This window comes from Azospirillum brasilense, from assembly GCF_003349955.1.
In the GTDB taxonomy this organism is placed as follows: domain Bacteria; phylum Pseudomonadota; class Alphaproteobacteria; order Azospirillales; family Azospirillaceae; genus Azospirillum; species Azospirillum brasilense_B.
The window spans coordinates 60,921-79,518 of sequence record NZ_QLKQ01000017.1 but is presented as its reverse complement, the minus strand read 5'-3'; the positions used below and the strand labels follow the sequence as shown (position 1 = coordinate 79,518).

Sequence of the window (18,598 nt, the reverse complement as noted above, 5' to 3'; positions counted from 1 at the left end):
CTTGGTCCCGTCCCCCACCCACGTCGCCGCCCTGCATGGCCTGGGCGTGCCGGCCGACCGGCTGGCCCGGCTGTCGGCGGCGCTCCGGCTTCCCTCCTGGCGGCCCGGCGCCCCGGTGGGAGGGGAATTCGGCGCCTCCGTTCTCCTTCTGGTGGGCGACGCCGGCGCCGTCGAGGCGCCGGAGTTCTGGCAGCGGCCCTTCGGCGCCTGGATCGAGGTCGCCGGCCTGTCCGACGCCCGGATCGTCGAGGCCGCGGATCGCGCCGCCCGCGCCGACCTGTTCGCCTGCGTGACGACGGTGACCGCCAACCGCCTGCATCTGGCCGGGCGTGTCCTGAACGGGCTGGCGGCCCTGCACCCCATGCCGGAGGCCCAGCGCGACGACATGGAGCTGGCGCTCCACGAGGCCATCAGCAACGCGGTGGTCCACGGCAACCTTCAGGTCGAAGGCATGAAGGGGCTGAGCGTGGAGGCGCTGGAGCGCTTCTCCCACGATCTGGCGGCGCGCATGGCCGACCCCGCCTTCGCCGACCGCCGGATCGAGGTCGCCGCCTGGCTGGAAAGCGCCAGCGCGGTGGTCGAGGTGGCCGACGAGGGAACCGGCTTCGCCCGGCCGGAGCGCATCGACTACGGCGCCTCGGGCCGCGGGCTGGACCTGATCGCCGCCATCGTGGAAGAGCTTCAGCTTCTCGACGGCGGGCGCCGCATCCGCATGAGGTTTCCCCTCTGATGGACGACGCCATCGCCGCCTGCCGCATCCTGGTGGTGGACGACACCGACTTCAACCGCACCCTGATCGGCGCCTTGCTCGGCGAAGCCGGATTCCAGAACGTCGCCTACGCCAAGGACGGCTTCGACGCGCTGGCCCAGATCGCCGCGGAGGCGCCGGACCTGCTGATCCTCGACATCATGATGCCGGGGATGGACGGGTTCGAGGTGTGCCGCCGCCTGCGCGCCGACCACGCCTACGCGGACCTGCCGGTGCTGGTGCAGACCGCCCTGTCGTCCAGCGACGACCGCAACCGCGCCTTCGCCGCCGGCACCACCGATCTGATCTCCAAGCCGCTGGACCGCACGGAGCTGGTCGCCCGCGTGCGCATCCATCTGCAGAACCGCGTGCTGATCCGTGACCTGCAGACCTACCGGGCGCGGGTCGAGGGGGAGCTGGCGATGGCCCGCTCCATGTACGACCACCTCCTGCCCTCGCCGGCGCTGTGCGCCGCGCTGACGGACAGCGCGGGGGTGACCCTGCGGTCGCACACGGCGCTGTCCTCCGACCTGGGCGGCGACCTCTGGGGGGTTCTGCCGCTGGCCGGCGGGCGGTTCGGTCTGTTCCTGCTGGATATGGCCGGGCGCGGCGTGTCGGCGGCGCTGAACGCCTTCCGCATGCACACGCTGATCCACGAGCTGGCGCCCCATCTCGGCGAGCGGCCCGGCGCCTTCCTGACCGAACTGAACGAGCGGGCCGTCTGCCTGCTGGAGCTGGGGCAGCACGCCACGGTGATCTACGGCGTGGTGGACGGCGTGGCGGAACGCTTCACCTACGCCGCGGCCGCGGCCGCCCCGCCGGTCCTGGTGCCGCCCGAGGGCGCGCCGCTGATCTTCGGCCAAGGGTCCGACCAGCCGGTGGGCGTCGCGGTCGGCGCCCGCTACGAGGACCACGACCTGCCCTTCCCGCCGGACTCGGCGCTGGTCCTGCACTCGACCGCCGTGCTGGACACGCTGGGCGGGCGCAACGGCGGCCTCGCGGCCCTGCTGGAGAGCGCCGCCGTCCGGAACGCCATGGCCGGCGGCGAGGCCTTCGCGGCGGTGACCGCCGCGCTCGCCGCGGCCCAGGGCGACGTGCCGCTCGACGACCACACGCTGGTGTGGATCGGCCGCGGGGGTGCGCGATGAACAACCTGCCGGAGGTTCCGGGGCTGGACACGGCCCGCGTCCTGGTGGTGGACGACAACCGCGTGAACCGCCACCTGCTCCAGGCGCTTCTGGAGCGCGGCGGCGTCACCCGCATCGAGATGGCGGAGGACGGCAACGACGCGCTGGCCCGGCTCGACGCCTTCCGGCCCGACCTGATCCTGCTCGACCTGATGATGCCGAACCTGGACGGGTTCGAGATGTGCCGCCGCCTGCGCGCGCTTCCCGCCTGGAAGGATCTGCCGGTCCTGGTGCAATCCAGCCTGAACCGGGCGGAGGATCGCGCCAAGGCCTTCGCGGCCGGCGCCACCGATTACGTGACCAAGCCGATCAACGCGGTCGAGCTGCTGGCCCGCGTGCGCATCCACCTGCAGAACCGCGCCCTGCTCCACGACCTCCAATGTTTCCGCGAGCGGACGGAGAGCGAGCTGTCGCTCGCCCGCAAGATGCAGGAGCGGCTGATGCCCTCGCCGGAGCGGCTGGCCGAGGTCGAGACCGCGGCCGGGGTGGGCATCGCCGCCCATTTCGCCCCCTCGTCGGAGCTGGGCGGCGACTTCTGGGACCTGCGCCACGACGCCGTCGAGGGCGGGCAGGATCAGGGGCCGGGCCGGACCATGCTCTACATGGTCGATTTCTCCGGCCATGGCGTCGGGGCGGCGCTGAACACCTTCCGCCTGCACGCGATCTGCCAGCAGATGGACATGTCCGGCCTGACCCCGGGCGCGTTCCTGTCCACCGTCAACCGGCGGCTGTGCGCGCTGCTTCCCAACGGGCAGTTCGCCACCATGCTGGCCGGGGTGATCGAGCCGGCGGAGAACCGCTTCGTCTACGCCTCCGCCGGATCGACGCGCCCGATGGTCTGGGCGCCGGGCGATGCCGAACCGCTGTTGGGCGACAGCGCCGGCCTGCCGCTCGGCCTGCTCGCCTCGGCGGAGTATGAGGAGCGCTCCCTCCCCCTGCCCCCCGGCGGGCGTCTGTTCCTCTATTCGGACGGCGCCATCGAAATCCCGGTCGGCAACGACGTCCTGGACGAACCGGGCCTCGCCGCCCTGGTCGCCGAGCGGATGGGCGAGACCGACGACGGCCGCTTCCTGGACGGGCTGCTGGACCGCCTGCGCGCCATCGGCCCGATCGACGACGACCTGACCGCGCTGCTGCTGACCCGCAAGGGCTGAGCGGGCCATGGAACCGATGGGCGCATGACCGCCAGCCCCGACCACGCCGCCCAGCCTTTCCGGGCCGTTCTGGACACCAACATCCTCGTCGGCTACGCCCTGCTCGGCGCCGAGGTGCCCCGCCGCAGCCTGGCCATCCAGCGCAGCGTCGAGGCGGTGCGGGCGCGGGGAGCCGCCTTCGTCTCCGACGCCACCCTGGCGGAGCTGCGCGAGGTGCTGATGCGCCCGGACTTCGACCGCTACCGCCCGGCTGTGGAGCGCGCCGCCTTCCTGACCGCCTTCGCCGCGGAGGCTCAATGGGTCGAGCCCGCTCCGGTGGAGCGGCTGTGCCGCGATCCCGACGACGACATGTTCCTGGCCGTGGCGCTGGCCGCCGACGCCGACTGGCTGGTGACGGTGGACCGGCAGCTTCTGTCGGTGCGCCGGGTGGGCCGCACGCGCATCCTGCGCCCCGAGCGGTTCCTCGACGCCATCGCCTGACCCGGGGTCGTCGCCCGAACCGGCGTTTGAAAAGTCTGCCCAAAAAGTTTCCACTCGACTTCCGGCCTTCGTTCTCTAGAATGAAAAGAGAACACTTCGCAAACTAGCGGTGAACGGATCGCGGGTGACCGGATGAGCACGCAACCTCTCCTGTTCGACAGCCTGCCCGAGACGGAGCGGGCGCGCAAGCCGGCGCGCCGGTCCCGTGCCACCACCGTGGCGGCGCCGGTGGCCGTCGACGTGGTGCGGGAGGATGTTCCGTCACCCTCGGCGCCGCCACCGATGACCCTCGCTCTCGTCCCGCCGCCGCCCGTCCCGATGGCGCCGCGCGCCGACTTCGACCCGGCGGCCCTGACCAACGCGGAGCTGCGGGCGCTGGCGCAGGCGTTGCCCGACCAGAAGCTGGCCCATCTGCTGATCGAAACCGCGCGCGAGTTGAAGCGCCGCGCCGCGCCGGGCGCCTGGGAGGAGGACGAGGGAGAGGACGGCCCGTCCGAACCGAATCCCCTGCTGCTGCGCGCCGCCCGGCAGGCGGTCGGCGAATTGTCGGGCGAGGATGGCTGACCAAGTCACGAACACTGACCGATTCACAGAATACGTGTCCGGAAACAAAATAATCCCGCCGCAATAGATCGTTTCTTACCCCAACTTTGTACGGGTTCCTCCCCCCGATTCGGGAATGATTGCGCGACAAGACACGCACTTATGTGCAATGATGTGTCCGTAGCCTGACCAATGGCCGCGCCTGCGTTTCCCTGGCGCATCGCCGGCGGTCCGAGCCGAAAAGGAACGACCCGCGGGGAGGGTGATTTGGACTGGATGACCTGGCTCCAGGATTGGGGCGATGCCTTCTATCCCCTGGCCTTCATATGGGCCTTTTTCGAAGGCGAGACCTTCGTGATTTTCGGCGGGATGGGCGCCCATCTGGGGATCATCAACCTATACTGGCTGGTGGCCGCCGTCTGGATCGGCAGCTTCATGGGCGACCAGTGTTATTTCTGGATCGGCCGCAAATGGGGCGCCAAGGCGCTGGCCCGTTTCCCGGCGGCGGAGGCCCGCGCGTCCCGCGTGCTGTACTGGCTGGAAACCTACGGTGTCGGCTTCATCCTGGCCTTCCGCTTCCTCTACGGGGTGCGCAACATCGCCTCGGTCGCCGTCGGCACATCCCGCATGCCCTGGCGCAAGTTCCTGTTCTGGAATTTCATCGCCGCGGGCATCTGGGCCTGGAGCTTCGCCGGGGCCGGCTATCTGTTCGGCGAGGCCGCCGCCGCCATCGGCGAGAACGGCCCGAAGATCCTCCTGCTCATCGCGCTGGGCATCGGCGTCACCATCTTCGCCGTGAAGAGCGTGATGTGGGTCCGCCGCCGCTACGCCGCCTCCGAGACGCAGGCGTAACGGCGCCCCTCCCCCCGAGAGGCCGGCAGACCGGAACTCAGACAGAAAGGCCGCCGCGGACCACCCGCGGCGGCCTTTCCCGTTTCCGGCCCTCACGCCCGGCGGGCGATCCACACGGCGGTCAGGTCGTCGCGCAGCGGCAGGCTGGTGCGGGCGTAGAAGCGCTCCAGCAACGGCCCCAGCGGGCGGGCGCGGTTGGCGGCCATGGCGCCGCGCAGCAGGCCGGGGACCCCGTCCTGGCCGATCGGTTCGTTGTCCGGACCGCTGCATTCGATCAGCGCGTCGCTGTAGAGGAACAGGCAGCTCCCGCGCGGCAGGCGCAGGCTGCGGTCGGCGTAGACGGCGCGGCGCGACGCGCCCAGCACCAGCCCCGCCGAATCGAGCAGCCGAAGCTCCCCCGCAATTCCCACCACCGGATTCGGCGCCCCGGCCGAGGCGTAGGTCAGTGTGTCAGTGTGCAGGTCGAGGATGCCGAAGAAGGCGGTGGCGAACTGCCCGACCGGCAGCACCTCCTTCAGCGCCTGGTTCAGCCCGGCCAGCCATTCCGAGGGCGGCACATGCTGCATGGGAAAGCGATCGATCAGCGTGTGCAGGCGGAAGGTGTTGATGGCGGCGGTGATGCCGTGCCCGGCGAAATCGACCATCAGGAAGGCGACGCGGTGGCTGTCCAGCGGGTAGACGTTCCAGAAATCGCCACCCAGCTCCGACGAGGTTTCGAAATGGGCGTCCAGCACCAGCTCGTACCGCTCGGCGACCGCCTCCAGTTCCCTCGGCTCGGGCAGCAGGGACAGCTGCATCGCCTTGGCGTGCTTCAGCTCCCGCTCCACCCGCGCGCGGAAATTGGCGAGGTCGGTGAACAGCTTGCGCTTTTCGAGCTGGTGGCGGACGCGGGCGACGCACTCGCCGGGCTTGATCGGCTTGGAAATGAAGTCGCTGCCCCCGGCCTCGAAGCAGCGGACCTGCTCCTCGTCGCTGTCCAGCGCGGTCTGGAACAGGATCGGCAATTCCTCGTGGGTCAGCCGCTCGCGCAGGCGCCGGCACATCTCCAGCCCGTCCATCACCGGCATGCTGACATCCAGGAGGACGAGGTCGGGGCGGAAGCTCTCCACCTTGCGCAGCCCCTCCACCCCATTCTCGGCGACCTCGATCTGGGTCAGCCCGGCGCGGCGGATCATCAGGGCCAGCGACTTCCTGTTGAACTCGTTGTCGTCGACGATCAGGACCCGGCTGGCGGCGAGGGAAATGGGCATGCGCGACTCCGCCCGCCCGTCACAGGTCGAACTGCAGCAGGGTGCAGCGCCCGCCGTCGGTCACGTGGATGCGCCGGGCCAGCGCCCGCATGAACACGAAGCCCCGGCCCGAATGGGCGCCGCTGTCGGTGTCCTGCGGCAGGGCCGCGGCGTCGAACCCGTTGCCCTGGTCGACCACCGCGATGGACAGGCTGTCGGCGGTCCAGCGCGCGAAGATGTCGATCCGCCGCTGCCGCACGGCGCCGTCGCCCAGCCGTTCGCGCAGCAGCCGGCTGAACAGCCGGTAGCCCTCCGGCTGCTCCTTGGTCGCGCTGGGAATGCCCAGATTGCCGTGGACGATGGCGTTGGCGATGGCCTCGTGCAGGCACAGCTCGACGTTGCCGCGCCGTTCCGGCGTCAGCACGCCGCGCCGGGTCAGCTCGTCGCAGACCAGAACCGCGCATTGCAGGCCATAGGCCGTGCCGGTGGTCAGCGAGAGGTAGAATCCCCTCTCCACCGGCGGGGCACCCAGCCAGTCCGCGTCGATGGCGCCGGTCCCCTCCTCCCGCTCCGTCAGTTCCACCGTCAGGAAGCGGTTGAGTCCGAAGGCGCCGCGCAGGATGTCGCGGTCGGCCTGGGCCAGCAGCACCGCGGCGGCGGCCCGGACATCAAGGGCGTCTCCGACGCCTGCAGCGGCCTCGCTCACGCCGAAGCGCGCGGCGACCCGCGCGGCGATCTCCGCCGGCACGCGATCCCGCACCACGCTGAAGGGCCGCAAGGCGCCGGCCGGACCGGGGAGAGAACAGGCGGGGAAACCGTCCATCACGTGCTCACCGCTCGATGGCGACGACTTCGCCGATCCGCGCGAGGTCGATGGAGCGCAGCACATCGCCCTGCAGCTTGCGAAGGATCAGCTTGATGTTGCGCTGCTCCGCCTCGTCCTGAAGGATCAGCAGCATGCCGATCCCCGCGGAGTCGATGAAGGTCAGCCCGTCCATGTCCAGGATGAAGCGGCGCGTGCCCTCATTGTTGAGCAGGTCCACGAGGTCGGGAAGGCTGTCATGGTCGGTGAACTCCAACCGGCCGCTCAACAGCACCTCAATGGTTTCAGAGGACCGGTGCACCTGGAAATTCATGACATCCTCTTGTGTTGCACCGCGCAAGCGGCTCCCGCGAACAGTAGTGCAAGGCCCATCCCCTCTCAAGCTTCAAGTATACATTCGGTCAATTTTATCGACCCTGAGAAGAATTTTCACGCTTCACACGCCATAGACGGATGGCATCGGTTGATAGTACAACCGCATGGCCGGTGAAGGCGGCACCGTGCCGCCGGTCCGCCCGGCTTGCGCCCCCGCAGCGGGATAACCCTTCATGACGGTGATCGAGCAGGCGTGGAAGACGGTGCCGACGGTGTCGGCGAAATTCCTGTTGATCCTGATTCCCATTCTGATCCTGACCACGCTCGGCTTCTCCTCGATCTTCTTCTACGGCAAGTACAAGGATCTGCGCGGCGCCCTGCGCGACCGGATCGAGGCGGTGGCGGAGATCAACGCCGTCGCCCTGTCCTCCAGCCTGTGGGCCGTGGACGTGCCGGCCATCCGCAACATCATCCAGGCGATTTCCGTCAACCGCGAACTTCTGTGCATCGAGGTGGCGGACGAGTTGGCGGACGGCCGTTTCGCCTGGCCGGAGGCCGATTGCCGCTCCTTTGCCGGGCGCGAGACGGTGCACCGTCCGATCCAGGTGCAAAACCGCCGGCTCGGCACGCTGACCCTCCATTTCAGCTACGCCCCGGTGGACGAGCAGATCCGGCAGGAGATGGTCAACACGCTGTGGCTCGTGCTGCTGATGCTGATCGGCACGCTGGTCACCGCCCTGACCGCGCACCGGCTGACCATCGGCGTGCCGCTGGGCCGGCTGATCGCCTCGATCCGCACCGCGGAGCAGGAGCATCTGCGCCAGCCCGTGCACTGGTCGTCGGCCGACGAGCTGGGGCGGGTGATCGCCGCCTACAACGGCATGCTGACCCGGCTGGACGAGGAGGAGGCCGCCCTGCGCCAGAGCGAGGAGCGGCTGGGGCTGGCCATCACCGCCACCCGCTCCTCGGTCTGGGACTACGATCTGCGGACCGGCCAGTACTGGTGGTCGAAGGAGTTTCCGGCCCTGCTCGGCTACGGCCCGGCGGAGCTGGAGATGACCGCGCGGACCTGGGAGTCGCTGATCCACCCGGAGGAGCGGCGGCGCGTCGTCGCGGAATCCCGCAGCCGCGTGCGCGACAAGGACAGCGCCTACGCCACCGTCTACCGCATGCGCCGCCGCGACGGCGGCTGGAGCTGGATCGAGGACCGGGCGACCGCCCTGCGCGACGGCGAGGGAACGGCCGTCCGCCTGACCGGCACCATGTCCGACGTGACGGAGCGCATGCAGGCCGAGCGGGATCTGGCGCGCGAACGGAACGTCCTTCAGATCACGCTCGACAACACCGACCAGGGCATCATCATGGTGGACCGCAACCTGCGGGTCGTCATGTCCAACCGCCGCGCCGCGGAGCTTCTCGACGTGCCGGCGGCCTTCCTGGCCGGCAACCCGCTGTTCCCCGAGATCATCCAGCGCCAGCGCGCCCAGGGCGCCTTCGAGGATTTCAGCATCGATCCCGACCTGGAACTGGACGAGACCGCCGTGGTCCCCGACCTGCCCTTCGCCTTCAAGCGGCGGCGGCCCGACGGCACGATCATCGAGGTGCGCTCCAACCCCCTGCCGGAGGGCGGCTTCGTCCGCACCTTCACCGACGTGACGGTGGAGGCGCGCTCCGCCGAGGAGGTGTTCCACGCCATGGAGGCGCTGGAGACCGCCTACGCCGACCTCAAGGAGACCCAGGACAGCCTCGTCCAGGCGGAGAAGATGGCCTCGCTCGCCCTGCTGGTGGCCGGCGTCGCGCACGAGATCAACACGCCGGTGGGCATCGCCTACAGCTGCTCCACCCATCTGGCCTCGAAGACGCGGACGCTCACCGAGGCCTTCGCGACGGGCAGCCTGAAGAAATCCGACCTGACCGGCTATGTGGCGGCGGCGGGCGAGGCCTCCCGCCTGATCGAGCAGAACCTGACCCGCGCGGCGGAGCTGATCCAGAGCTTCAAGCGCGTCGCCGTCGACCAGACCAGCCAGGAACGCCGCCGCTTCGACCTGCGCTCCTATCTGGACGAGATCATCACCTCGCTGGGTCCGCGCCTGCGCAAGAGCCCGCACCGGATGACCGTGGCCTGCCCGGACGGCATCACCATGGACGGCTATCCCGGCGCGCTCAGCCAGGTCATCACCAATCTGGTCATCAACGCGCTGACCCACGCCTTTCCCGATGGGCGGGAGGGGACGATGGCGCTGACCGTGGAGGCGTTGCCGGACGGCGAGCTGGACATCCGCTTCGCCGACGACGGGGTCGGCATCGCCCCGGACAATCTGCCCAAGGTCTTCGAACCCTTCTTCACGACCAAGCGCGGCACCGGCGGCAGCGGGCTCGGCCTCCACATCGTCTTCAACCTGGTGACGCAATCGCTGGGCGGCCGGATTTCGGTGGAAAGCCCGCGCCCCGCCATGCCCACCCCCGACACCCCTGGCGGAGGCACCAGCTTCCTCCTGCGGATTCCCGTAACGGCCCCCCGGACAGCCGGCGCCGCCGGGAAGGGTCCGGCAACCGATGCAGCATGACGGACGCAGCATGACCGACGAGCTGATCATGCCCGACACCGACACCAACCCGGCCCCCAGCCCGGCCCCCAGCCAGGACCCCAACCCGGACGACGACATCCTGTTCGCCGACGAGGAGGACGGGGACGGCGACGGAGCCCAGCCCTGGCCCGTCCTGGTGGTGGACGACGAGGACGACGTCCACGCCATGACCGCCCTCCTGCTGGCCGATGTCGCGTTCCAGGGCCGCCGGCTGGAGCTGATCGGCTGCCGCTCCGCCGCCGAGGCCCGCGCCGTGCTGCGCAACCGGCGGGACATCGCCGTCATCCTGCTCGACGTGGTGATGGAGGAGGAGGACGCCGGTCTGACTCTGGTGCGCTGGATCCGCGGCACGCTGGGAAATCCGGACGTCCGCATCATCCTGCGCACCGGCCAGCCGGGGCAGGCACCGCAGCGCGACGTGATCGTCGGCTGCGACATCAACGACTACAAATCGAAGGCCGACCTGTCGGCGGAGGGGCTGTTCACCGCGGTGATCGCGGCGCTGCGCGCCTACGACCACATCCGCTTCATCGAGACCAAGGTGGCCGAGCGCACGCAGGAGCTGCGGCAGAGCCGCGAGCAGATGCGCGTCATCCTGGAATCGAGCCCGGTCGGCGTCTGCGCCTACACCCACGACGGCGTGCTGGTGACGTGCAACGACCGGCTGGTCCATCTGCTGGGCGTGCCGAAGGAGCGGCTGGTCGGCGTCTCCATCGCCGACCTGTTCATCGAGCCGGACAACACCGAGGCGCACGAGACGCACTGGACCTTCTTCCGCCGCTCGCTGCGCGACGCCGAGGTGCGGGTGCGGCGGGCCGACGGCTCCGTCTTCTGGGCGCTGGTGTCGGTGGACCCAACGCTGCTCGACGGCCGCCCGGTCCATCTCGCCTGGGTCTACGACATCACCCGGCGCAAGCTGGCCGAGCACCAGATGGAACGCGCCAAGGAGCAGGCGGAACAGACGACCGCCGCCAAGTCCGCCTTCCTCGCTACCATGAGCCACGAGATCCGCACGCCCATGAACGGCGTGCTGGGCATGCTGGAGCTGCTGGAGCGCACGCCGCTGGACGGCGGGCAGCGCGACACCGTGGCGACCATGCGGGAATCGGCGACCTCGCTGCTGCGGATCATCGACGACATCCTCGACTTCTCGAAGATCGAGGCCGGCAAGATGGATCTGGAGCAGGTGCCCGTCTCCATCCCCGCCCTGGTCGAAGGGGTGGCCGAGACGCTGGCCCCGGCGGCGCGGGCCAAGGGGCTGGCGCTGCTGACCTACGTGGACCCGGCGCTGCCGCCGGCGCTGATCGGCGATCCGGTGCGGCTGCGCCAGATCCTGTTCAACCTGTGCGGCAACGCCATCAAGTTCACCGAGCGCGGGCGCATCCTCGTGCAGGCCACCCGGGCGGCGCCGACGGGCGACGACCGGTGGGGCGGCACCCGGCTGCGCATCGAGGTGGCGGACACCGGAATCGGCATTTCCGAAACGGCGCGCCGCCAGCTCTTCCAGCCCTTCACCCAGGCGGAAAGCTCGACTGCCCGGCGCTTCGGCGGCACCGGGCTGGGCCTGTCGATCTGCCGGCGGCTGGTCGCGCTGATGGGTGGGGCGATCGGGGTGGACAGCGCGCCGGGGGCGGGCTCGATCTTCTGGGTCGAGCTGACGCTGGACAGCGCGGCGGCCATCGCCTCGCCGGCCGCCCCGACGGCGACGGCCCCGCTGGCGATGGCGGAGCCGGACCTTGCCGGCCTGACCGTCCTGGTCGGTCTGCCGGAGGCGGTGGAGCGCCGGATCGTCGCCGACTATCTGGAGGCCGCCGGGGCACGGGTGCTGGCCGCCGGGGAGCCGGGCGCCCTGGCCGAACAGGCCCGGGCGGCCAGCGAAGCCCGCGGCGCGCTGAACGTCGTGGTGGTCGACGAGGCGCTGCACACCCCCGCCGCCGCCCAGGCGCCGCAGCTTCTGGGCCGCCGCGTCGGGGAACCGCGGGTGCCGACGGTGCTGCTGCAGGACCCGGCGGCCCTTGGCGGTCGTCTCGTCGACGGATCGGTCCCGGTGAGCCGCCCGGTCCGCCGCACCCCGCTGGTGCGCGCGGTGGCGGAGGCCGCCGGGCGCACCATGCCGGACGCCGCACCGGCCGGCGGGCCGCCGCCCGACGCGCCCTGCGCCCCGGCTCCGCTGAGTCCGGAGCGCCTCATCGCCGAGGCGGAAGCCCGCGGGCGGCTGATCCTGGTGGCGGAGGACAACGCCATCAACCGCAAGGTCCTGCAGATGCAGCTCATCTCGCTGGGCCACACGGCGGAGCTGACCAACGGCGGGGCGGAGGCGCTGGAGGCGCTGGAGCGGCGGCGCTACGCCCTGCTGCTGACCGACATCCAGATGCCCGAGGTGGACGGGTTCGAGCTGACCCGGCGCATCCGCGCGTCGGAGCGCATGACCGGCGCCCATCTGCCGATCGTCGCCCTGACCGCCAACGCCGCCCCGGCGGACATCGAGAGCTACCGCGCGGCCGGCATGGACGAGGCGCTGAGCAAGCCGCTGGACCTGATGAAACTCGACGCGGCGCTGTCCCGCTTCCTGCCGCCTCCCGTATCGGACCTGACAGTGGACCCGGTGTCGGACCCGGCAGCGCCACCCCTTTCCTCCCAGCCACCGGACGCCGCCCCCGTCGAGCCGCTCCCCGTCAACGTCGAGGTGCTGCGCCGGCTCTGCGACGACGACCGGGCGCTGATGGACGAGTTGCTGAACGATTTCGTCGGCATTGGCCGCCACATCACCGACGAGGTCGTCGCGGCGGCCGCCGCGCGGAACGGAGCGGCGATCCGCGCCGGCGCCCACAATCTGAAGGGATGCGCCCGCAACGCCGGGGCGACACCCCTCGGGGACGCGGCGCAGGCGCTGGAGCAGGCGGTGATGCAGGACGCCCCCTGGGAGCGGGTGAGCGCGCTGGCCGCAACGCTGGACCGGGCGATGCGGGAGGTCGAACGCTTCATCACGGCGGCACCGCCCTCCTGAACGGCCAGCCGAACCCCCTTTGTCCGTTCGAACCGGCGTCCGATTGGGGTACTGTCCCCGCAACCCGCCACGCCGCGAGACGCGCATGAACCGCCGCCAGTTCTCCAGCCTGCTGCTCTCCCTGCCGGTGCTTCCCTACGCGGCCCCGATCGCCGCGCAGGAGAAGGTTCCCGCCCTGGGCGAGGAGCTGACCCCCTTCGGAGCGGTGCGCGGCGCCAGCCGGACGCGGGCCATTCCGGCCTGGAAGGGCGGGCTGACCCAGACCCCCGGCGGCTGGAAGCCGGGCGCGCCCATGCCCGATCCCTACGACGAGGATGGGCGCTGGTTCACCGTGGGACCGGCGGACATCGACCGCTACAAGGTCCGCCTGTCCGCCGGCCTCCAGGAGATGCTGGCCAAGTATCCGTCCTTCGAGATCCCGGTCTTCCCCAGCCGCCGCAGCGCCGCCGCCCCTCAGCGCGTCTACGACGAATCGATCGAGAACGCCAGGCGCGCCCGGCTGGGCGAGAACGGTCTGGCGCTGAACGGGGCGCGGGTGGGGGTGCCCTTCCCCATTCCGGCCAACGGCGTGCAGGCGATGTGGAACCACATCCTGCGCTGGCGCGGCAACTTCTTCAGCCGCACCGGCGCCACCATCCTGCCGGAGGCCGGCGGTATCCACACCGCGGCGGTCTACCGCGAGGACTGGCAGTCCAGCTACGCCGCCGGGATCGACGGCGGCCGCCCCTTCCACTACCGCCGCACCACCCTGATGCCCAAGGCGGAGGCCGGCACCACCCTGCTGCTGCACGGCACGCTGAACCCGATCCAGGCCGGCTTCGCCGCCTGGTTTCGCCAGGGGGAGACGGGAAAGCCCGTCCGCGCGTCCGACTTCGTCTACGACACGCCGGACCCGGCCAGCGGCGGCATCCGCACCGCCGACATGCTGGACATGTTCAGCGGCCCGCTCGACCGTTTCGACTTCGCGCTGGTGACGCGGCGGGAGATGTATGTGCCCTACAACGCCAGCCGGATGAACACGCCCGGCCTCGCGCCGGTGGATTTCCTGTGGCTGGGCCACCCCAACCCGCAGTTCCTGCGCTACGAGATGCACCGGGTGTGGATCGTCGAGGCGCGGGTGAAGCCGAACTTCCGCCACGCCCTGCCGGAGCGCACCTACTATCTGGACGAGGACACTTGGCAGATCGTCATGGCCGACCATTACGACGCCAAGGGCGATCTGGTCCGCTACGCGGAGGCGCACGGCATCGCCTATCCCCAGGTGCCCGTCTTCGCCCCGGCGCTGGAGATCACCTACGACCTCACGGGCGACCGCTATGTGGTGAACGGCCTCGACAACCAGCTCGCCCCGCCGGACTTCGCCAAAACCCTGCGGCCCGAGGATTTCGCCCCCGACACTCTGGAGCGCAAGCGGCGGCGTTGGTGAGGCGGCTGGGGGTGAGGCGGCCGGCGGGAGGTCAGTGCCGGACCGGGCCGGCCACCCACTGGCTGACGATGGTTTCCGCCTGGAAGGGCGGGGTTTCGGGATGGTGGTAGCGGAAGACGGTCACCGCCGCCTCCAGCGCGTAGCGCTCCGGCTGGCCGCAGTCGCACAGGCCGGCGTAGCAGCGCTGGACCGCGTCGCGGCAATTCAGGCTCACCGCCGGGTAGGGATCGATCGTCAGCCAGCGCATGCTCTTCATCGACGCTCCCCACCTTCCCCAGAGTTGCCGTCCAGCGCGTCGCCGCCGTCGAGAGACACGCTGTCGAGCGGAACGCCGTAGATTTCCAGCCGGTGACCGACGATGCGGTAGCCCAGTTCCCGCGCGATGCGCTCCTTCAGCGCCTCCAGCTCCGGGCTGGCGAATTCGATGATCCGCCCGCTGCGCGTGTCGATCAGGTGGTGGTGATGGTCGGTGGACGCCTCTTCATAGCGGGCACGGCCGTCGCCCAGGTCCACCTTCTCGATCACCTGAGCGTCTTCCAGGAGGCGCATGGTGCGATAGACCGTGGCGATGGAGATGCGCGGGTCGATCAGGACGGCGCGGCGATGGACCTCCTCCACGTCGGGATGGTCCTCCGACTCCGACAGAACCTGCGAGATGACCCGGCGCTGGCCGGTCATCTTCAGTCCCTTTTCCAGGCACAAGGATTCGAGACGCGACGTCATTGCCCCACCGCCTTTGCCATCCGTTGCGGCGCCGTCCCCCGCGATCCGGGGCGCCATGCTGCAGCGCCAATCATAATACTGAAATTCATTCGCAATCTTATACCCCGTTTTTTTGTCCGGGAATTGACGCGGCAAAAGGCCGCACGTCCGGTGCGACGGCGCCACCCTCCCCTCACTGTCTCCCGCCAAGGACGGCCAACATAGGGACATTTCCGGTCCGGAACGCGGCCAAGGCCCTTGTTTGCTTGCCAAAAGCCGCCCCACCCCCTATGTGTGTCCGGTCGATTTTGCTTTGGGGCTGCCGGCTCCTCGTCGTCCCGGTACCGGCGCCGCTTGCGCCTTCCCACGGTGAATTGATGGCTCCGCGCACTCCCGCGGCGGAGCGCCCCAAGCCACGCCGCCCCCGGCAAAGTCCGGGCACGGCCCAGGTGCAGCCTCTGTTCACGTGACCAGGACCCTCCCCGTATGACCGAATTCAGTGGCCTCGGCCTGATCGAGCCCCTTCTGCGCGCCGTCGCCGAAGAGGGTTACCAGACCGCCACGCCGATCCAGGCCGGCGCCATCCCCGTTCTTCTGGAAGGCCGCGACGTGCTCGGCCTCGCCCAGACCGGCACCGGCAAGACCGCCGCCTTCACCCTGCCGATCCTGCAGCGGTTGTTCCAGAACAAGAAGCGCGTGCAGGCCAAGGCGCCGCGCACCCTGATCCTGACGCCGACGCGCGAGCTGGCTCTGCAGATCGGCGAGAGCTTCCGCACCTACGGCCGGCACCTGCCGATCCGCCGCACGGTGATCCACGGCGGCGTCGGGCAGAGCCCGCAGGTCGCGGCGCTCGCCCGCGGCACCGACGTGCTGGTGGCGACTCCGGGCCGCCTGCTGGACCTGATGGCCCAGAAGCAGTGCGTGCTCGACCAGGTCGAGATCTTCGTCCTGGACGAGGCCGACCGCATGCTCGACATGGGCTTCATCCGCGACGTGCGGAAGGTGGTCGCGGTCCTGCCGAAGCAGCGCCAGACCCTGCTGTTCTCCGCCACCATGCCGGAAGCCGTGGTCGAGCTGGCGCACAGCATCCTGACCGACGCCGAGCGGATCGAAGTGGCGCCGCAGTCCACCACGGTGGAGCGCATCGCCCAGCGCGTGCTGTTCGTCGACCGCGCCGACAAGCGCCGCCTGCTCGCCGACCTCCTCCAGGAAGGTGCCATGGAGCGGACGATCGTCTTCGCCCGCACCAAGCACGGCGCCGACCGCATCGCCGACCATCTGAAGAAGGCCGGCGTCCCGGCCGACGCGATCCACGGCGACAAGTCGCAGTCGGCCCGCGTGCGCGCGCTGGAATCCTTCCGCAGCGGCGACCTTAAGGCGCTGGTGGCGACCGACATCGCGGCGCGCGGCATCGACATCGACGGCATCACGCACGTCATCAACTTCGACCTGCCGAACGAGCCGGAAAGCTACGTCCACCGCATCGGCCGCACCGCCCGCGCCGGCACCGACGGCAGCGCGGTGTCCTTCTGCGACGCCGAGGAGGTGGCCTATCTGAAGGCCATCGAGAAGACCATCCGCCAGCCGGTCCCGGCGGACCACGACCACCCCTACCACGCGTCGGTGGTGGCGGCGATCCACGCCTCCTCCGCCAAGCCGCCGAAGCCGGCGCCCAAGCAGCCCCGTCCGGGACGCGGTCAGCCGCAGCAGCAGGCCGGCGGCAACAAGCCGCAGGGCCAGAAGCCTCAGGCGCCGAAGGCCCAGGGTGCGAAGCCGCCGGCGCCGCAGGGCGCGCGGGTCGCCGGCGCCACCGGCGACCAGCCGCTGAAGGCCAAGGTGTCGGCCAACCAGCAGAACCGCCACAACCGCCGCCCCGCCCCGCACGGCAGCCAGCCGGGCGGCAACAAGCGGTCCGCGGCCTGAGAGTCCGGGTGGCCTGAAAGCTGCCGGCCGCGCGGCGGGATCACCGCCCGCCGCGCACCGCCCGGTTCGCCGCGGCCTGCTCGTCGATCACCGAGCCACGCGTCGGCGCCGCGCCGCTGTCGCCGTAGCGCTGGACCTGGACGCTTCCCCCGAGCTGTTTGGCGATGGCCGCGGCGATCACGTCCCGCCGCTGCGCTTCGGACATGGCCGCCGTCTGCCGCTCCAGCGCGGTCCAGTCGAGCCGCGACGCAAGCCCATTGCTCATCTGCGTCTGGCCATCCCGCCAAACGGCGGCGACGACCTGACCACCCTGCCGGAACACGGTGTGGGCCTGCACGGCGCGGCTGCGCGCCGCGACGGCCGGGTCCACGGCGTTCGGGTCGCCGGCGATCCTCATCTGCTCCTGAAAGGTGGAATCGCCGACCCCGACCCGCGCCATCATCTCCGGCGTGGCCTTGGTCGCCGCCGAAAAGCGGGTGACCGTGCCGCCGTTCAGTGTGTACGCGCCCGACGGACCATATCCCGGCGCGGAGACGGACAGGCTGCTCATGAAACATCTCCTGGTTGATCGTCAACATCCTTTCGGCAACTTTCTCCTTAGCAGTTTCCATGCCATTCCCGCCGGCGCCCGACCGCAGGCCTTCGCCGAAGCGGAGGGGAAAAAGGGAACCGGATGAGAGGGCCGGATTTTCCCAGCGGGGGTGAAAGAAATGCCGATGGCGTCGAACCATTTTCTTCCCATCAAAGAAAAACACCCATTAAAGAAAAACCGCCGCGGGTGCCGCGGCGGTTCTGCTTTGTCGCGACGATGGGCCGATCAGAGCAGCGTCGTCAGATTGAACGCGTAGGAGTCGGAGCTGTACAGGTACTCGACGGTGTTGTTGCCACCCAGGTAGAAGTCCTGGATGATCACGCCGTCGTTCAGATAACCGTCGCTGAAGTCGGCCATGCTGGAAATCCACAGGTCGTTGCTTCCCGTCGGGCGGTAGAAGGCGAGATTGGCCATCGTCACATCGGTGAAGTAAACGACGTCGGACGTGCCGCCGCCATAGCCCGGCATTCCGGCTTCCGACTTGTCGTCGTTGATGAGGTCGACGCCGCCGTTCGCCGAGTGATAATAGACGTCGTTGCCCGCCCCGCCATACAGCGTGTCGTCACCGGCTTCGCCCAGCAGGTGATCGTTCCCGGCGCTGGCCAAGAGGCTGTCATTTCCGTTGCCGCCGTACAGCGTGTCGTTGCCTTCGTCGCCGACCAGAATGTCGTTTCCGTTGAAGCCGTAAAGAAGATCGTTTCCGCTCCCGCCCTGGATCACGTCGGGATAGCTGCTGCCATACACGGTGTCGTTGCCGGCGCCCGCCGCGGAGCCGTTGCCGGTCTCGTACGGCCCGGGGACCAATCCCCGCAGATCGATCACTTCGGACGCAGGCGTTCCATTGATGACGCTCATGTCGAATCCCCACTCATTTTGTGCATCGTCGAGTGAATGTTCGGAAAGTCTTCTTATTCGACCAACCGTGCGGCTTTCACCGGACCGGTCGATCATGTTTTCCGAACAGAGGCTCCTCACCTGCGCTCGCTCATGCACACAACAGCATGTGGTTGAACACAGCATCAGGAATGC

General features: G+C 69.8%; 17 protein-coding genes. 10 read left to right on the top strand and 7 right to left on the bottom strand.

Translation table 11 applies throughout. The annotated features are described in order from the left end of the window. Position 1: 1 nt before the first annotated feature. The 6 genes from DXK32_RS10255 (at position 2) to DXK32_RS10230 (ending at position 4,964) form a co-directional block, all read left to right on the top strand. Positions 2-730, top strand: coding sequence for an ATP-binding protein (locus DXK32_RS10255; protein WP_114858413.1), 729 nt, complete (start codon positions 2-4; stop codon positions 728-730). Continuing rightward, the gene (locus tag DXK32_RS10250; protein WP_114858412.1) at positions 730-1,896 is read left to right on the top strand and encodes a response regulator; all 1,167 of its coding nucleotides are present in this window, start codon (positions 730-732) and stop codon (positions 1,894-1,896) included. Before DXK32_RS10255 ends, DXK32_RS10250 begins: the two co-directional genes overlap by 1 nt. Beyond that, on the top strand, positions 1,893-3,089 hold the full coding sequence (locus tag DXK32_RS10245; protein WP_114858411.1) for a PP2C family protein-serine/threonine phosphatase: 1,197 nt from the start codon (positions 1,893-1,895) through the stop codon (positions 3,087-3,089). Before DXK32_RS10250 ends, DXK32_RS10245 begins: the two co-directional genes overlap by 4 nt. A 24-nt stretch (positions 3,090-3,113) precedes the next feature. Further along, on the top strand, positions 3,114-3,569 hold the full coding sequence (locus DXK32_RS10240; RefSeq protein ID WP_114858410.1) for a putative toxin-antitoxin system toxin component, PIN family: 456 nt from the start codon (positions 3,114-3,116) through the stop codon (positions 3,567-3,569). 132 nt (positions 3,570-3,701) lie between these two features. Continuing rightward, positions 3,702-4,133 (top strand): hypothetical protein, encoded by a 432-nt coding sequence (locus tag DXK32_RS10235; protein ID WP_114858409.1) that lies wholly within the window; start codon positions 3,702-3,704, stop codon positions 4,131-4,133. 255 nt (positions 4,134-4,388) lie between these two features. Continuing rightward, entirely contained in the window at positions 4,389-4,964 is a 576-nt protein-coding gene (locus tag DXK32_RS10230; RefSeq protein WP_137104285.1) for a DedA family protein, read from the top strand. Between the two features lie 92 nt (positions 4,965-5,056). On the opposite strand, the gene DXK32_RS10225 is transcribed toward DXK32_RS10230, so the two are convergent. The 3 genes from DXK32_RS10225 to DXK32_RS10215 are packed head-to-tail and all read right to left on the bottom strand — an operon-like array spanning position 5,057 to position 7,329. Continuing rightward, a complete protein-coding gene (locus DXK32_RS10225) occupies positions 5,057-6,214 on the bottom strand; it encodes a PP2C family protein-serine/threonine phosphatase (RefSeq protein WP_114858407.1) in 1,158 nt (385 codons plus the stop codon). 19 nt (positions 6,215-6,233) lie between these two features. Then, positions 6,234-7,016 (bottom strand): ATP-binding protein, encoded by a 783-nt coding sequence (locus DXK32_RS10220; protein ID WP_114858406.1) that lies wholly within the window; start codon positions 7,014-7,016, stop codon positions 6,234-6,236. Positions 7,017-7,023: 7 nt separating this feature from the next. Further along, entirely contained in the window at positions 7,024-7,329 is a 306-nt protein-coding gene (locus DXK32_RS10215; RefSeq protein ID WP_114858405.1) for an STAS domain-containing protein, read from the bottom strand. A 235-nt stretch (positions 7,330-7,564) separates the two neighbouring features. On the opposite strand from DXK32_RS10215, the gene DXK32_RS10210 reads away from it, so the two are divergent. The 3 genes from DXK32_RS10210 (at position 7,565) to DXK32_RS10200 (ending at position 14,352) form a co-directional block, all read left to right on the top strand. Beyond that, entirely contained in the window at positions 7,565-9,898 is a 2,334-nt protein-coding gene (locus DXK32_RS10210) for a PAS-domain containing protein (protein WP_114858404.1), read from the top strand. Between the two features lie 10 nt (positions 9,899-9,908). Then, positions 9,909-12,926 carry a hybrid sensor histidine kinase/response regulator gene (locus DXK32_RS10205; protein WP_114858431.1) on the top strand — a complete coding sequence of 1,006 codons (3,018 nt, stop codon included), beginning with the start codon at positions 9,909-9,911 and terminating at the stop codon, positions 12,924-12,926. 85 nt (positions 12,927-13,011) lie between these two features. After that, positions 13,012-14,352 carry a DUF1329 domain-containing protein gene (locus tag DXK32_RS10200; RefSeq protein WP_114858403.1) on the top strand — a complete coding sequence of 447 codons (1,341 nt, stop codon included), beginning with the start codon at positions 13,012-13,014 and terminating at the stop codon, positions 14,350-14,352. A 31-nt stretch (positions 14,353-14,383) separates the two neighbouring features. Here DXK32_RS10200 and DXK32_RS10195 read toward each other — a convergent pair whose 3' ends face one another. Both DXK32_RS10195 and DXK32_RS10190 read right to left on the bottom strand, forming a co-directional pair. Then, a complete protein-coding gene (locus DXK32_RS10195; protein ID WP_014241688.1) occupies positions 14,384-14,608 on the bottom strand; it encodes a hypothetical protein in 225 nt (74 codons plus the stop codon). After that, positions 14,605-15,075 carry a Fur family transcriptional regulator gene (locus DXK32_RS10190; RefSeq protein WP_237904835.1) on the bottom strand — a complete coding sequence of 157 codons (471 nt, stop codon included), beginning with the start codon at positions 15,073-15,075 and terminating at the stop codon, positions 14,605-14,607. Before DXK32_RS10190 ends, DXK32_RS10195 begins: the two co-directional genes overlap by 4 nt. A gap of 465 nt (positions 15,076-15,540) precedes the next feature. On the opposite strand from DXK32_RS10190, the gene DXK32_RS10185 reads away from it, so the two are divergent. Next, a complete protein-coding gene (locus tag DXK32_RS10185) occupies positions 15,541-16,977 on the top strand; it encodes a DEAD/DEAH box helicase (RefSeq protein WP_114858402.1) in 1,437 nt (478 codons plus the stop codon). 40 nt (positions 16,978-17,017) lie between these two features. Here the strand turns inward: DXK32_RS10185 and DXK32_RS10180 are convergent, their stop codons facing one another. Beyond that, a complete protein-coding gene (locus tag DXK32_RS10180) occupies positions 17,018-17,527 on the bottom strand; it encodes a hypothetical protein (RefSeq protein WP_114858401.1) in 510 nt (169 codons plus the stop codon). Between the two features lie 267 nt (positions 17,528-17,794). Next, a complete protein-coding gene (locus DXK32_RS10175) occupies positions 17,795-18,520 on the bottom strand; it encodes a calcium-binding protein (RefSeq protein ID WP_162801133.1) in 726 nt (241 codons plus the stop codon). Between the last annotated feature and the right edge of the window lie 78 nt (positions 18,521-18,598).